The sequence below is a fragment of the Streptomyces sp. NPDC056479 genome, assembly GCF_042795335.1.
Lineage (GTDB): Bacteria > Actinomycetota > Actinomycetes > Streptomycetales > Streptomycetaceae > Streptomyces.
Window position 1 is genome coordinate 961,276 of sequence record NZ_JBHTRZ010000003.1, and the last position, 14,453, is coordinate 975,728.

Below are 14,453 nucleotides of genomic sequence, written 5' to 3' on the forward strand. Positions count from 1 at the left end.
GCAGGGTCGAGGGCAGGGTCGAGGGCAGGGTCGAGGGCAGGGTCGAGGGCAGGGTCGAGGGCAGGGTCGAGGGCAAGATAATTGCACACTCAGGGGCAACTAAAGAAGTGGGGGCTGAGCATGCGAGCACGCATGGGACTCCGCGGGCGGCCCGGCCCTGCGGGGGTGGGGGCCGCCCGGGAAGGAGGGTCCGGTCAGACGGTGAGCATGGCCTTGATGGCGCGACGCTCGTCCATGGCCCGGTACGCCTCGGCGGCTTCGTCGAGCGGGAGGGTGAGGTCGAAGACCTTGCCGGGGTTGATCTTCCGCTGCCAGATCAGGTCGATCAGTTCGGGCAGGAAGCGCCGCACCGGTGCGGGGCCGCCGTGCAGGTGGACCTGGGAGAAGAAGAGCTCCTGGCCGTTGAGGGCGACGTCGTGGCTGACGCCCACGAAGCCGACGTGTCCGCCCCCGCGGGTAGAGCGGATGGCCTGCTGCATGGACTCCTGGGTGCCGACGGCTTCGACGACGGAGTGGGCACCCAGCCCGCCGGTCAGCTCCTTGATCCGCGCCACGCCGTCGTCGCCGCGCTCGGTGACGATGTCGGTGGCGCCGAACTCGCGGGCGAGCCGCTGGCGCGGCTCATGGCGGCTCATCGCGATGATCCGCTCGGCACCGAGCTGCTTCGCGGCCAGCACCGCGAGCAGGCCGACGGCGCCGTCGCCGACGACCGCGACCGTCTTGCCGGGGCCGGCCTCGGCGGCGAACGCGCCGAACCATCCGGTGCCCAGCACGTCGGAGGCGGCGAGCAGGTCGGGGATCAGATCGGCGTCGGGCATGCCCGGCACGGGGACGAGGGTGCCGTGCGCGTTCGGGATCCGCGCCCGCTCGGACTGGGTGCCGACCTGGGACATGTAGACGCGGTGCACGCAGGAGGAGGGGTAGCCGGCGCGGCAGATCTCGCAGGTGCCGCAGGAGGCGACGAAGGAACCGACGACGAACTGGCCGGGCTTGACGTTCGTGACCTCGCTGCCGACCTCCTCGACGACGCCGACGTATTCGTGCCCCATCGGCACGGGCTTGTCGATCGCCTCGATGCCGCGGTAGGGCCACAGGTCCGACCCGCAGACACAGGCCGCGGACAGCCGGATGATCGCATCCGTCGAGGCGGTGATCTGCGGGTCGGCGATCTCCTCCACCCGGACGTCGCCGGGAGCGTGCAGAACAGCAGCGCGCATGAGGGTTGCTCCTAGAGTTTCGGGCCGGCCACGGACGGCCGGGGTCGCTCTGTGCAATGTGCGGGGTTCGGCCCGCCGGGGTCGTGCCGCGCGACGGTGGCGCACCTTTCGTCACCCGTACGCCCGAGCGTCCGCCCCCGGTCCGACGCCGCCCTCGACGCGGTGGCCCGCACCCTGCACCTGAGCGAGGACGAACACACGTACCTGTTCGACGTGGCCCGGGCCGCTCAGCCTCGTCCTGCAGCCCGGCGCCGCCGCAAGGCCGTCGGCATCCCGCCCCGGGTCGAGTGGCTGCCAGGCCAAGCAGCCGTGCACGGTCGGCAGCTGTAGCCGGGGGCTCCTTGCCCAGCACCGCCGCGAAGACGGCCGGGGAACCGCCGTCGACCGCACGCCACAGCGGCGTCGTCCCGTCCGGCAGCACCCGGTCGGGATCCGCGACGCCCTCCACCAACGCCTCGGCGACCGCCTCGTCGTACGTCGCCACCGCCCCGCACAACACGGGCAGCCCGCCCGCGTCCACCGCGTCCGGATCCGCACCCCTGCTCAGCAGTTCCCGGACCGCCTCGGCGTCCCCCGCGAGAACCGCCGAAAGGAGAGGATCGCCCAGTCGCCGTTACCCATGCCCTATCCCCCCGGCTCGCTCCGTCAGCGCGCCGACGGCTCGGACGCGTTGAAGCGCTCGAAACCCGCGTGGAAGGCCGTACCCCGCGGATCGGTCGCGCTGTAGTGGAACGCGGCGACACCGCAGCCACGCTCGTCGAAGACCGCTCCGGTGTACGAGGCGACGCGGGTGCCGTCGACGGCGAGCTCCACCTTGATGCGGCCCTCGCCGGCCGAGGAACAGGTCATCGACATGTCGACTTGCTGCTGACTCTCCACCTTCAGGCCGACGTCCGCGAGGTCGACCTCGACGACCCGGTCATGCTGGAAAGCTCCCTGGAACCGGAACTCACGCACGATCAGGGCCTCCTGACCGGTAGTCAGATACGTCGCCCAGCGGGAGCCCTTCGCGTAGTCCCCCGAGCCGTTGCACCACAGCCCGACCCCGCCCTCGCCCGCGTACCAGGCCACCTGGGTGCTGAGCCGTACCGCGAACGAGGACGGCTCGAAGGGTGCCTGCGGCCACACCTCCAGCTGGGTCCTGGGACTCACCAGCATCGTCCCGCCCTTGTGCGTGACCTTCCCCAGGGTCGGGTCCCTGTGCGACCAGTCGCCGGAGTCGGTCAGATCATCGGTGTAGGAGAGGGATGGGGAGTTCGCGGATCTCCCGGAGGAACCGGACGCGGGCCCGGACCCGTGCGCCTGCGGGCCGTCCTCCGTCGACGATTCCCCCGAGGTGGTGCTGAGCACGATGGCCAGCAGCACTGCCGCCGCGGCACTACCGGCCGCGAACCCCCACAGCCGCAACTGCTTGACGCCCGTGCCGGGGCCGGGCGGCGGGGGCGGTTGCGGTGACTGTGGCGTACCCGACCCTGTCTGCGCACCCTCCGTCGCCTCCGCCGCCCCCGCGAGCCGGGTGACGAGCTGGGCAGCGGTGGGACGTTCCGCCGGGTCCTTGCGCAGACAGTCGGCGATGACCGAACGGACCGGCTCCGGCACCGCCATGAGATCCGCGTCGCCCTCGCACACGGCGACGAGCACCTCGTAATCGCTCTCCCCGTCGAAGGGATGCCGCCCCGTGGCGGCGAAGTAGAGCGTGCCACCGAGGGAGAACACATCGGAGGCACTGGTGACCTGGAGCGATTTGACCTGCTCGGGAGACATGTACGCGGGCGAGCCGAGCACACTGCCCGGTGTGGTGAGTGCCGACTCGAGCAACCGGTCGTCACGGGCGATACCGAAGTCGATGATCCGCGGGCCGTCCGGGGAGAGCAGGATGTTGGACGGTTTGATGTCCCGGTGCACGACACTCACCCGGTGCACCTGCGCCAACGCGTGCGCGACGGCCAGCGCCAGGGGCTGTAACCGCCCGGCGGGCAGCGGGCCGTTGGCGGACACGTGCTGGTGGATCGTGGGACCCGGGACGAACTCGCTGACGATGTACGGGTGTCGCCCGGTCAGATCGGCGTCGAGCACCCGTGCCGTGGCCAGCTCACCGACCCGGCTCGCGGCGCCGAACTCCCGCCGTACGCGGGCCAGCGCGGTCTCGTCGTACTCCTTGCCCGGCAGCAGGAACTTCACCACCACCTGCCGCCCCGCCCGGTCCCGGGCGAGCCACACCACCCCTTGCCCGCCCCGGCCCAACTCGCGCTCGCAGATGTACCCGCCCACCGACAACTGCACCCGCGGATCCATGCCCCCGCCCCCAGCCCGCCCCCGGTTCATGGCTGCTCCAGCGTATCGGCTCCCCGGTCCGCGGCAGGGCTATTGGCCGGGTCTGCGCCGAGCGGCAATCCGCCACGATCTCAAAGGCGTACCTCTCACCCCTCACACGCGTGCGGCAACACCAAGGGGGTACAAAACTCTCCCTGCCGGGACCGGCGATTCCGCCCCCGAGGTCAGCTCGTCCTGTCCGGGCCGGGTGCCGTGGGGCCCGCCGGGCCGGCGCGGAGCATGGCCTTGTACAGGGCCTCGTGTTCGGGCGAGGCGGGCAGCGGGCCCCGGGCGGGGGCCTCGAAGGACTGGATGAACAAGGCCACTACGCGGCGCCAGGCGTCGGGGGCGGCGTCGCCGGTGGCGTTGACGACGCCGGCGTTGGCCATGTGGATCAGAACCAGGTCCGAGGGGTCGAAGTCCTCGCGCAGCCTGCCGGTGGCCTTGGCACGGTTGATGAGCCGCACCATGCCCTCGTACGCCTCGTTGCGGCGCGCCTCGAGCGCCAAGGCGGTGGGGAAGGTCGTGGTCAGCACATCGGCGAAGCCGTAGTCGGCGGCCTGCATCGCGCAGGCGGTCTCGATGTAGCCGACGAACCCGTGCCAGGGGTCGGGGTCGTCCAGGGCGACGGCCACGGCGTCCGCGTAGGCGTCCATACGGTCGGCGAAGACGGCGGCGACCAGCTCTTCCTTGGCGGGGAAGTGGCGAAAGATGGTGGCGATGCCCACGCCTGCCTCGCGGGCCACGGAGGCCATGGAGGCGTTCAGCCCGTCGCGCGCGAACACCCTGCGGGCGGCGTTGATGATCCTGCCCCGGTTGCGCTCGGCGTCGCTGCGCAGCGGCTGAGCGGCGGTGTCGTCGGGGTGGTGGGCATCAGGAGTCATACCGGCCAGGTTATCAACCGGAGCGCCCTATCCATTTTCTGGTGTACGGTGACGACACGAACCGGATAGCCCTTTCCGGATCCTGAATCGGATAGGCCTATCCAGATCAAATGCACGGTCTTCCACCACACAGGTTTTGCTCGAAAGGATCGCTGTGACCAGCATCGCCATCGTCGGAGCCGGCCCCCAGCTGGGCCTGGCCATCGCCCGCACCTTCGGCAACCAGGGCCTCGACGTCGCCCTGATCTCCCGCAACCGCGAGAAGCTCGACCACCTCGTAGACACGCTCACCGCCGAGGGCATCACCGCCGCGGCCTTCCCCGCCGACGTATTCGACCGCGACGCCCTCACCCAGGCACTCAAGGCCGCCGCCGCACGGTTCGGTGGGATCGACGTCCTGGAGTACTCCCCGCTGGGACAGTTCGGCTCGGTCGTTCTGACCACTCCGGCCGAGAGTGACCCCTCCGATGTGCAGCACGAGATCGAGTTCCAGCTCTACGGCGCCATCGCCGCCACCAAGGCCGTGCTGCCGGCCATGCGCGAGGCCGGCACCGGCACCCTGCTCTACACCACCGGCGCCGGCTCCCTCGATCCCGTGCCGGTGGTCGGCAACGTCAACGCCGCCGCGGCGGCCCTGCGCAACTGGGCGGTCAACCTGCACAAGGAACTGGACGGCACCGGCATCCAGGCAGCCCACGTCGGCATCGACGTTTCGATCGCCACCGCCATCATCCCCGGCCGGCCGGTGATCCAGCCCGAGGACATCTCCCCCGTCTACTGGGAGCTGCACACCACCAGGCGTGACCAGGCCGAGCTCGTCCTCAAGGGCTGATCACCCGGCTTCTCCGCCGAACCCCGACGCGCCGCGCCGTGCGAGCGCCGCGGCGCGATCGAGGAGAACCCGTGGGCAGTGGTCCAGTCGTCCGGCGGCGGGCGCACTCGTCGGACACCTCGTAGGTTGGAGAGGAAACGATCGCGCTCGTAGAGATCGGCAGGTCACGCCTGTGACGGCAGCGGAGATCGATTTCGAGGCGTTGTTCGACGCCGCACCGAACCCCTACCTGGTGCTGGACGCCGACCTGGTGGTGCGCTACGCGAACCGGGCCTACCTCCAGGTCACCGGTAGGCCCCGCGAGGAGCTGGTCGGGCGGCACCTCTCGGAGGCCTTTCCGGTCACGCCCGCCGCACGGGACGCGGCACGTGCCTTCGGCGCCTCACTGCGGCGCGTACTGGCCTCCCGGGAGCCCGATCTGGTGACCCCGCGGCGGTTCGACATCCCCGTTGCGGACCGCCCGAGTGAATTCGAGGAGCGGTGGTGGGCGGGGATGTCCAGCCCGGTCCTGGGGCCGGACGGCTCCGTGAAATGGATCATCGCGCGGACCGAGGACGTCACCGAGTTCATGCGTTCAGGCATGGGTGAGTTCACCCAGCCCCTGCAGACGGCAGGCATCGCGGCCCAGGTGTACGCCCGGTCGCGGGACCTCGAGCAGCTGAACGAGCAGCTGCGCCAGGCTCAGGCGCGCGACCGTGAAATCGCCCTCGCTCTGCAGGAGGTCATGCTCCGCTCGCCCGACTTGGCCGGACACCGGGACATCGCCGTGCGCTACCTTCCGGCCAGCGGATCGCTGAACGTGTGCGGCGACTGGTTCGACGTGGTCGACCTGCCGCCCGACCGCTTCTCCATCGCCGTCGGGGACGTCGTCGGGCACGGCCTGCAGGCTGCCGCGGTCATGGGCATGCTGCGCAGCGCCCTGAGCGCAGCCATCCGGGCCGTTCCCAGCCCCGCACAGGCCCTTGAGGTACTCGGCCTGTACGCCCGGGCGGTCGAAGGAGCACTGGCCACCACCGTGGCCAAAGTACTCATCGACCCGCGCAGCCGACTGATCATCTACAGCAACGCCGGCCACCCTCCGCCGGTACTGCTCCATCCGAACGGCAGCAGCGAGCTCCTGGACCAGGCCACCGACCCGCCGCTGGGCGCTCGACCGGATCATGTCCCCCGCCCTCAGGCCGGACTGTCCTACACCCCGGGGGACACGCTCGTGCTCTACACCGACGGGCTCATCGAACGCCGCGACGAGGACATCGACGCCGGCCTGACCCGACTGACCGACGCCCTCGCCCAGCACAGCACCCTCCCGGTGGAAGACCTCGCCGACGGACTACTGACCCACCTGGGCGTCGCCGGCGGCAGCAGGGACGACATCGCCCTGGTCATCGTCCGCCTGTGACCGTCAAAGCGATCCATCGCGACGGCATCGCGACGGCAGCGTCGTCAACGCATCGGCCACGCGGGCGGAGTCATCCCCCGCCCAACGCCCCGTTCCGGCTCCTCATGATGCGCCGTTCGCGGAGCAGGACGGCGAGGGGCTTGCGGAGGCCGTATCCGACGGTGCGGCGGGTGACGGAGGCGCCGGCGTGCTCGACACGGGACAGTTGGTGCTCGGCCAGCTCCAGCAGGGCCCGCTGCAACGGCCGGAAACTCGGAGCCGTGGAGTCGAGCAGGGCCTGTGAGTCCGTCAGGGCCTGCCTCGTCCTGCGGCAGGTGAAGGCGACCAACTCCCCTACAGCCACTGTGTCCTGCCCTAGTTCCAGGGCGGCGCGAGTGACGCCGAAGCGGTCGAGGTCCTCCTGCGGAAGGTACAGGCGTCCTTCGCCCAGGTCTTCGCTGAGATCGGCGAGGAAGTCCAGACGTTGCAGACCTTCGGCGAAGGATCGGCAACGGGAACGGAAGACCGCGTCGCCACCGCCCTCGTGCTGGAGGTCCTCTATCAGCATCAAAGCCGGCAGGGAGAGGTGGTCCACATAGCGCTGGAAGTCGGCTTCAGTGGCGTGCCCGGTGAAGTGCAGTTCCTCGTCGGTGGCCTTGAGATACGTGTGCACCCAGTGGTGGGGCAACTGCCGTACGGACACGGTGTGCAGGAAGGCTCGCAGGACCGGGTCCTCGGCGTGGCCGGAGTCCAGCCCGGAGGTGACCTGGTCGGCCCAGGCCCTCCAGCGCGGCAGGCGTTCGTGCAGGGGGCCTTGGTCGGCGAGGTCGTCGGTACGGGCGAGGAAGGCGTAGGCAGCGACCAGGTGCGGTTGCAACGCCGGGGCCACCAGCAGCCTCACCACGGCATAGTGCGCCAGGATCCTGCGGGCGAAGACCCGAGCCGCGAGGGAGTAGTCGTCGCGCAGGACACGACCCTGCACTCCGGCGGCCGTCAGCCTGCGGTACCGACTCGACACGAACCTTCCCCCCTTCCCCGCGCGGCAGGGCCTCTCCCCATCGCCAGGAAACACTCACGACCTGCACCTGAGCCCACGTGACACCCCATCAGACCGAGCGCCACGCAAACCTGCAGGTCAGGAGCCCTTCGAGGCCGGTTCCAGAATCGCCACGCACTCCACATGATGAGTCATAAAAAACATGTGCAACGAAAACACATGGAAGGAAACTGCAGCTCAGGAGTCCATCCTCCATAAATCGGACACAATGCCGATGTGCGTTACGTGCAGGGTGGGCGCTACGTGCAAAATAGTGACGCTCGATTTGCCGCCCAAACCTCACTGCACACGCCATCTCACCCGGGTATTGGCATAGACCATAGGCGGGTTGGCCGGGGGATAGTCAGGCCCGGTGTGCTGTCGGCGCCGCACGAAGGATCACGGACATGATGGCGGCGGGCGTCGCGGCGTCCACGGCCCATGCTCGCGCAAGCGCATGCCCACCAACCCCGACCACCGGCAGGAGCGGCGCCACGATGGGATGTGCACCACGACTGCCGCGTACCGCCTCACGGCACTGGACACGCTCCCCGCCAGAACCGGGCTGGTCCGCATGGACCCGAACACCGGCACCGAAATCACCGGGTAATGCTGGCCCCTCTCCCCCGCCGCCCTCGGCCACTTCCCAGCCGCACTCCCCGCCCTCATGTCCCTAGGTGGGATCGAACTCGCTGACGGTGCATGGGCGCTGGGCTTCCAGTGCGCCCCGTACAGCGCCGCCTCCGACACCGCCATCACGCACCACGGCCGCTGACGCGCCTACTTGAGAGCCTCGGCCTATCAGCCTGTCAGGCGACAGCCGGCTGTTCGGCGACCCGGAGGTTCAGAGCGTGGTGGTAGCGGCGGAGCAGGAGCAGTGCGGTGGCGGCAAGGCCGGTGAGGAGGCCGAGCCAGACTCCCTCGGTTTCCAGGCCGGCGAGGTTGCCGAAGAGCCAGGCTGCGGGCAGGCCGATCAGCCAGTAGCCGACGAGAGTGATGCGGAAGCCGCTCTTGGTGTCGTCCAGGCCGCGCAGCAGGCCGACGCCGATGTTCTGGGTGCAGTCGAAGAACTGCAGGACGGCCGCGATGAGAAGGAGGTTGGTGGCGATGTCCGTGGCGCTGTGCCCGTCGGTGGCCGAGGGGTCGAGGAACGGGCGCAGCACCAGGCCGGGGACGGTGAGGTAGACGACTCCGACCACGGCCATCACCGCCGCCGCGCAGGCCAGCGCCGTGTTCTTGATGCGCCGGGCGGCGGCGATCCGGTCCAGGGCGAGTTCCCGGCTGACGTTGAGGGACGCGGCGTGGGACAGGCCGACGGCGATCTGGAAGACGATGTAGATGAGCTGGTTGACGGCGGTGTGCGCGGCGAGGGCGGCGCTGCCGAACGTGCCGATCAGGAGGGCGACGACAGAGAAGAAGCCCGCCTCGGAGCCGTAGGTCGCCGCGATCGGCACGCCCAGGCCGGTCAGGCGGCGCAGGGTGGCCGGGCGGGCCTTCCAGATCCGTACGTCCAGCAGCGGGGCGAGCCGGGGGTCGCGGCGCGCGGAGGCGTACAGCGCCAGGCAGGTCAGCGCGTACACCAGGGAGGTGGAGACGCCGATGCCGGGCAGGCCCAGCTCGGGAAGTATCCAAGTGCCGTGGATGAGCGCCCAGTTGAGGGCCACGTTCACGGCCACCGACGCGATCGTGATCCGCAGCAGGGCCTGCGGGCGGCGCAGGCCCACGGTGAACTGGCGTATCGCCTGGAACCACAGGCAGGGGATCAGGCCGGGGGCGAGCGCGAGCAGGACCGGCCAGGCCGTGTCCACGACCTCGGGGTCCTGGCCGAGGTAGGTGACGGCTCGCCCGATCAGGAGGATCACGAGCGCGCCGATGGCGCCGGCCAGGGTGGCCAGCGCCAGGGCGGCGCGGACCACGTCCCGGACCTCCTCCGCCGCCGCGTCGGTGAGGTCGTCGTCCTCGTCCTCGCGCGCGGAGGCTGCGGAGACCTGGTTGCCGACGGCGGTGACCAGGCCGACGCCCATGGTGCGCAGTTGGTTGAAGATGACCAAGGCCAGGCCGCCGCCGGCCAGTGCCTCGGCGCCCATCAGGCCCATCATCACCGTGTCGGTGGTGGTGAGGGCGACCTGGGCGAGCTGGGTCAGGGCGAGCGGTACGGCCAGGGTCGCCAGGGCGCGGCTGTCCCAGAGGAGGGTGGTGAGCGGTGTGGGCATCGGTGTCAGTTCTCGCGGAGTTTGGTGAGCAGTTCGTCGATCTCGCGCTCGACAGCCGGGTCGATGAGGGCGCGGGCGTGCATCCAGTCGTCGTCGAAGACGGTGTCCATGTACTTCTCGCCTCCGTCGTTGATCAGCGCGACGATAGTCGTGCCCGGTGCGAGGGAGGACATGCGGGTCAGCGCCTCATACACGACACCGCCAGCGGAGCCGCCGATGAGGAGCCCGGTGCGGCGGGCCACCACGCGTGCGGTGGCGAACGCCTCCACGTCGCCGACCTTCACGCCCTCGTCCAGCAGGTCGTAGTCCACCATCGCGCCGATGGTCGCGCCCTCGGGAGTGCCGGTGCCGGACTGGTAGTAGTCGTGGGCGGGCGGGCCGAAGGCGATCGATCCCTTCGGCTCGACCCCGACGATCCGCACGTCCGGCACGGACCCGCGCAGTTCCCCGCCGGCCCCGAAGAGCCCGCCGCCGGTCCCGACGGCGCCTATCAGTATGTCGATACGGCCCTCCAGGGCTGCGTCGAGTTCATGCGCCACCGGCCGGTAACCGTCCCCGTTGGCCGGGTTGTTGTGCTGTTCGGTGAAGTAGGCGTTGTCGCTCTCGGCCGCCAGCTTCTCGGCGAACTCCTCGCGGGCGGCCGTGGCCAGTTCCTCGTCGCCCTCCTCGGCGACGTAGACGAGTTCGGCACCGAGCGCCTTCATGCCGCGCAGCTTGTCGGCGGCGGCGTGATGGTCGACGACAGCGGTGAAGGTGTAGCCGCGCTCGGCCGCGATCACTGCCAGGCCGAGTCCGGTGTTGCCGGAGGTGGACTCGACGACGCGGCCGCCGGGGCGCAGTAGGCCGCGGTCCTCGGCGTCGAGGACCATCTGGCGGGCCATGCGGATCTTCGCCGTACCGGTGGGGTTGAACTGTTCGAGTTTGAGCAGCAGTCGGCTGCCGGTGTCGGTGTGGCACAGCTCGAAGAGTGGGGTGTGGCCGATGAGGTCGGAGACCCGGCTGACCACGGGGGGACGCGAGAGCGCCTTGTCCATCGGATGGCTCCTGGGTTCGAGGGGAGAGAGTCAGGCGAGTGGAGGGCGGTCGAGCCGCCAGCGCGTGCGGTCGCCGTCGGTGTCCACCACGACCTTCGGGGGGAGCGGCAGCTCGTGGAAGGGGGACTCGTTGGAGTCCATCTGGTAGCCGGCGGTGTTGGGGTAGACGAGCAGATCACCCGGGATCGGCCGGGCGGGGAGCAGCACCTTGCGCCAGGTGAGCATGTCCGACTCCAGGCAGGTGGCACCGCCGACGCACGCGGCGTACGGCGGGACACCGCCGGCGTCCGAGAGGAGGACCGGATCCGGCAGATACTCGCTGTTGAACCACTGCTCGGAGAGGCTCAGGCTGCTGCCGTCCACGGTGACGATGCCGTATCCCGAGGGGCGGTCCTTGACTCCCTGGACCCGGAACACCGTGCACCCGGCCCGGTCGAGCAGCGCCCGCCCCGGTTCCAGCAGGAGTCTCACCCCGGCGGCGCGCAGTCGTTCGCCGAGGTCGTGTGTGGTGAGGACGGCCCGCAGGGCCTCTGCGCCGGCCCCGGGCGAGTGGTACGGGTAGAAGTCCCCCGGGGCGAAGGACTTGCCGGCGTGGTAGTGGTCGGGCCGCTGCTCGCGCAGGAAACCTTCCCAGTGCTCGGCGTCGGTGTAGTCGACGGCGAATCCGCCGCCGATGCTGATCCGGTCCGCCTGCAGGCCGACCGCCCGCGCCTTGAGGCACAGGTCGACGAGTTCGCCCGCCATCCGGGCACGCGGTTCGGTGTCGTAGCCGGACAGATGGAAGGAGAAGCCCTCCATCACGACGGCCGCCTCCCCGACCTGCGCGCACCGGGCGAGGGCGGACTCCAACTCTCGGTCGTCCAGCCCGAATCGGCTGTGCGGCTGGGTGGGCGGTAGCCGCCTCAGCAGCACCCGCGCCGGTCGTCCGGCGGCCTGTGCCTGGCCGATGACGCTCTCCAACTCGTCCAGTGCGTCCACGGCGATCAGGCAACCCTGAAGCACGGCGACACGCACAAGCCCCTCGGCCTTAGCCGGCCCGGTCACCACGATCCGCTCGCCACGCACCCCGTGCCCGAGGGCGTCCCGCAGCTCACCGGTGCTGGCCACGTCCGCGCCCGTCCCGGACAGCGCACAGCGCTCCAGCCACACGGCGGCCTTGTTGGCCTTCTTCGCGTAGTACACCCGGCCCTCGACACCGGCCTCCTCCAACACCCGGGTGAAGGAGGCGACGTTGGCGTCGAAGCGGTCGGGCAGCAGCAGGTGGAACGGTCCGCCGAGCGCGTACGACAGCTCGTGTGGCAGTCCGCCGACCAGGATCGCGTCGAGCTGTGGATCCGGGTGGGCGGGCAGCGGCGGTGCCGCCACGGGCGTGCGGATCACTGCCACAACCGCACCCGCGTTCCCAGGTCCTGGTCGATGGCCAGCTGCGCGAACCGGTGCCCGAGCGCGATGTCGGTGACGACCAGGCCGCTGTTGTAAGCGAAGATCCGCTCGTCGGCCGAGCGCCGCCCCTCTGCGCGGCCGGCCACGACCTCGGGGAACTCCGCGTCCACGGCGGGGAAGTTGCCGTCCGCGTCGGCCATGTCGGTGCCGGTGACCTTCATCTGCGCCTCGCTGGTGGCAACAACCCGGTCCGCCTTCTGCAGGGTCGAGGGAGCGATGCCGTGCCCGACGAGGATCGACAGCGCGCTCGGCTTCAGGTCGGCCGCCTCGACCGCGGCGGGGGTGTGCTGGCCTGCGGTGGCGACCACGATGTCGGCGTCGCCCGCGGCGGCCCGTACGTCGTCCACCACCTCCAAATCCCGCCCGGGGAAGTAGTGGTGGAGCTGCTCACGGACCGCTGCGAGGCCGTCGGGGTGGGTGCCGTAGACCATGAGCCGGTCCAGGTCAGGCAACGTGGTGAGCAGGAACGGCAGGGCCAGCCGGCCCTGGGTGCCGGTGCCGATGACGAGGGCACTGCGGCTGCCGGGTGCCGCGCACTCGCGGGCCAGCAGAGCCGACACGGCCGGGGTGCGCAGCGATCCGATGCGGCCGCAGTCCATCATCGCGACCGGCAGTCCGGTGACGTCGTCGTAGATCGTCAGCGTCGTGTAGTAGTGCTGCTCATCGCGCGAGCGGTCCAGGCCGTGCTTGTACGACGTCTTGATCGCGACGACCTGGCGGACGCCGTCACGGCCGAGCATGGCGTACGAGACGGAGTGTCCGTCCTCGGGCTTGACGGTGAGCTTGCGCGGGTTGGCCGACTTGCCGTCGGCCAGCGTGCGGTACGCCTGCTCCACGACGTCGACCACGTCGGTCAGGGAGATGTCGATGCCCGCGAGGTCGCTGGTGCTCAGGATGCGCAGGGTCTTGTCGTCGGCGGGTATGCCGGACACAGCTGGGTCCCTTCGTAGGTGGGGTCAGACCAAGGCCACGAGAGCCGTCTGCCCGTATCCGTGTTCGTCGGACTCGGCCAGGGGGCGGGTGCGGCGGCCGGGGACTCGTACCGAGGCGCGCTTGAGCCAGCGGTCAGTGCCGTCGTAGCGGGCCTTGAAGGGCACCCGGCCATGAACGACCACGTCGTTGTCGACAACCAGGACGTCACCGGGCTCCAGGGCGACGGCGACCGAGACGCGCTCCAGCTCGGCGGTCAATCGCCCGTAGGCGGCGCGATAGTCGGCGGGCGCCTCGTCGAGCGGGGTGTAGGCGGGGTCGTAGCGCAGAGTAGGACCCGCCTGGGTCTGCCACAGGGCGGGGATCTTCGGCGCCTCTCCCGCGAACGACTGAGCCTCGGTGTAGGCGTCGTCGGGGAGGATCGGCAGCACCGGCCGGGACAACAGCGCGACGTCGGCCGGGTCGAGCCGGACCTTGCGGACACTGGCCGCGGTGGTGGCGACGGAGTCGTGGTTACGCATGCAGGCGAGCAGCAGCAGATGGGCGCGGCCGGGGTGGAAGGCGTCCTCGGTGTGCGGGCTGAGCAGCACGGTGCTGCTCGCACCGGTCTGCTCGGCCTCATGGCCGGGCGAGGGCACGATGTTGTGCACGAACCGGCCCTCCTGCTGGCCCTCCCAGGCGATCGGGTGGCCCATGGCCGTGGCAAGCAGCAGCAGGATCACGTCCCAAGCGGCCGCGCGGTCGCCGGCCGTGGCCCAGCTGCCGGGCGTGGGACCGACGTCGGAGTCTTCGAGGGGCAGGCCGCGCAGAACGTACAGGCCGTCGTCAGTGTCGACCGGGCGGCATGGGCGCAGGGTTGTTTCGTCAAATCGGGCGGCGGATTCCGCGATACGGCGAAGCAGTTCGGACCGGGCGGCCGAACTGCCGAACTCGGCAAGGATCTTCTGGGCGGTGTCGGTCAGCTCGTCTACGGCGTGAGGAGCGAGCTGGCGCAGGGGTACGGCTCCCGTAGGCATGGCGCAGTCATCCGTTTCGGGTGCGGGTGCGGTGCGGATGTAGCTCTGAACGCCGACCTCGTTTCCTGTGGGTCAGCTGTGCGATCGCGGCCGAAAACGTACCATCGGGACTTAGGTTAGGCAACCCTAACCCTCTTGATGCGCCGCTCATGCGACG

At 70.3% G+C, this 14,453-nt stretch carries 13 protein-coding genes and 2 pseudogenes; 5 read left to right on the forward strand and 10 right to left on the reverse strand.

Features of this window, described 5'->3' with window-relative positions; all coding sequences use genetic code 11:
- Positions 1-194: 194 nt before the first annotated feature.
- On the reverse strand, positions 195-1,217 hold the full coding sequence (locus ACFQ6S_RS15730) for a zinc-dependent alcohol dehydrogenase family protein (RefSeq protein WP_383408755.1): 1,023 nt from the start codon (positions 1,215-1,217) through the stop codon (positions 195-197).
- 96 nt (positions 1,218-1,313) lie between these two features.
- Here ACFQ6S_RS15730 and ACFQ6S_RS15735 point away from each other — a divergent pair, with 96 nt between their 5' ends.
- Complete coding sequence (locus ACFQ6S_RS15735) at positions 1,314-1,547, forward strand: hypothetical protein (RefSeq protein WP_383408758.1); 234 nt, start codon at positions 1,314-1,316, stop codon at positions 1,545-1,547.
- Positions 1,548-1,743: 196 nt separating this feature from the next.
- Here the strand turns inward: ACFQ6S_RS15735 and ACFQ6S_RS15740 are convergent.
- From ACFQ6S_RS15740 to ACFQ6S_RS15750, 3 genes and pseudogenes are all read right to left on the reverse strand, one after another.
- Positions 1,744-1,824 (reverse strand): annotated as a pseudogene (locus tag ACFQ6S_RS15740) (hypothetical protein); the annotation flags it as partial.
- Positions 1,825-1,862: 38 nt separating this feature from the next.
- Positions 1,863-3,512, reverse strand: a complete 1,650-nt coding sequence (locus tag ACFQ6S_RS15745) for a serine/threonine-protein kinase (protein ID WP_383408761.1) — start codon at positions 3,510-3,512, stop codon at positions 1,863-1,865.
- 203 nt (positions 3,513-3,715) lie between these two features.
- Positions 3,716-4,414, reverse strand: coding sequence for a TetR/AcrR family transcriptional regulator (locus tag ACFQ6S_RS15750; RefSeq protein WP_383408764.1), 699 nt, complete (start codon positions 4,412-4,414; stop codon positions 3,716-3,718).
- 154 nt (positions 4,415-4,568) lie between these two features.
- Here ACFQ6S_RS15750 and ACFQ6S_RS15755 point away from each other — a divergent pair, with 154 nt between their 5' ends.
- Together ACFQ6S_RS15755 and ACFQ6S_RS15760 are read left to right on the forward strand one after the other, a co-directional pair.
- Positions 4,569-5,246, forward strand: coding sequence for an SDR family NAD(P)-dependent oxidoreductase (locus ACFQ6S_RS15755; protein ID WP_383408766.1), 678 nt, complete (start codon positions 4,569-4,571; stop codon positions 5,244-5,246).
- A 172-nt stretch (positions 5,247-5,418) separates the two neighbouring features.
- Positions 5,419-6,645: a PP2C family protein-serine/threonine phosphatase gene (locus ACFQ6S_RS15760; RefSeq protein ID WP_383408769.1), complete on the forward strand. Its 1,227-nt coding sequence runs from the start codon at positions 5,419-5,421 to the stop codon at positions 6,643-6,645.
- A gap of 70 nt (positions 6,646-6,715) precedes the next feature.
- Here the strand turns inward: ACFQ6S_RS15760 and ACFQ6S_RS15765 are convergent, their stop codons facing one another.
- Positions 6,716-7,642, reverse strand: a complete 927-nt coding sequence (locus tag ACFQ6S_RS15765) for a squalene/phytoene synthase family protein (protein WP_383408772.1) — start codon at positions 7,640-7,642, stop codon at positions 6,716-6,718.
- A 475-nt stretch (positions 7,643-8,117) separates the two neighbouring features.
- Between ACFQ6S_RS15765 and ACFQ6S_RS15770 the strand changes: the two genes are divergently transcribed.
- Positions 8,118-8,270, forward strand: a complete 153-nt coding sequence (locus ACFQ6S_RS15770; RefSeq protein WP_383408775.1) for a hypothetical protein — start codon at positions 8,118-8,120, stop codon at positions 8,268-8,270.
- A gap of 15 nt (positions 8,271-8,285) precedes the next feature.
- A pseudogene (locus ACFQ6S_RS15775) lies at positions 8,286-8,435 on the forward strand (hypothetical protein); the annotation flags it as partial.
- A gap of 34 nt (positions 8,436-8,469) precedes the next feature.
- Here ACFQ6S_RS15775 and ACFQ6S_RS15780 read toward each other — a convergent pair.
- From ACFQ6S_RS15780 to ACFQ6S_RS15800, 5 genes are read right to left on the reverse strand one after another with little or no spacing between them, the layout of a single operon-like run.
- Positions 8,470-9,873 (reverse strand): MATE family efflux transporter, encoded by a 1,404-nt coding sequence (locus tag ACFQ6S_RS15780; protein WP_383408778.1) that lies wholly within the window; start codon positions 9,871-9,873, stop codon positions 8,470-8,472.
- 5 nt (positions 9,874-9,878) lie between these two features.
- Positions 9,879-10,907, reverse strand: coding sequence for a cysteine synthase family protein (locus ACFQ6S_RS15785; protein ID WP_383408781.1), 1,029 nt, complete (start codon positions 10,905-10,907; stop codon positions 9,879-9,881).
- 30 nt (positions 10,908-10,937) lie between these two features.
- Complete coding sequence (locus ACFQ6S_RS15790) at positions 10,938-12,287, reverse strand: alanine racemase (RefSeq protein WP_383408784.1); 1,350 nt, start codon at positions 12,285-12,287, stop codon at positions 10,938-10,940.
- Entirely contained in the window at positions 12,284-13,282 is a 999-nt protein-coding gene (locus ACFQ6S_RS15795; RefSeq protein WP_383408787.1) for an ornithine cyclodeaminase family protein, read from the reverse strand. Before ACFQ6S_RS15795 ends, ACFQ6S_RS15790 begins: the two co-directional genes overlap by 4 nt.
- Positions 13,283-13,306: 24 nt before the next feature.
- Positions 13,307-14,296 carry a TauD/TfdA family dioxygenase gene (locus ACFQ6S_RS15800; protein WP_383408790.1) on the reverse strand — a complete coding sequence of 330 codons (990 nt, stop codon included), beginning with the start codon at positions 14,294-14,296 and terminating at the stop codon, positions 13,307-13,309.
- Positions 14,297-14,453: the final 157 nt, after the last annotated feature.

Bases quoted from the DNA above. Each gene is read 5' to 3' on its own strand.
- ACFQ6S_RS15750 (WP_383408764.1), bottom strand. From the start codon at position 4,414: ATGACTCCTGATGCCCACCACCCCGACGACACCGCCGCTCAGCCGCTG.
- ACFQ6S_RS15745 (WP_383408761.1), bottom strand. From the start codon at position 3,512: ATGGATCCGCGGGTGCAGTTGTCGGTGGGCGGGTACATCTGCGAGCGC.
- ACFQ6S_RS15770 (WP_383408775.1), top strand. From the start codon at position 8,118: ATGCCCACCAACCCCGACCACCGGCAGGAGCGGCGCCACGATGGGATG.
- ACFQ6S_RS15780 (WP_383408778.1), bottom strand. From the start codon at position 9,873: ATGCCCACACCGCTCACCACCCTCCTCTGGGACAGCCGCGCCCTGGCG.
- ACFQ6S_RS15800 (WP_383408790.1), bottom strand. From the start codon at position 14,296: ATGCCTACGGGAGCCGTACCCCTGCGCCAGCTCGCTCCTCACGCCGTA.
- ACFQ6S_RS15730 (WP_383408755.1), bottom strand. From the start codon at position 1,217: ATGCGCGCTGCTGTTCTGCACGCTCCCGGCGACGTCCGGGTGGAGGAG.
- ACFQ6S_RS15785 (WP_383408781.1), bottom strand. From the start codon at position 10,907: ATGGACAAGGCGCTCTCGCGTCCCCCCGTGGTCAGCCGGGTCTCCGAC.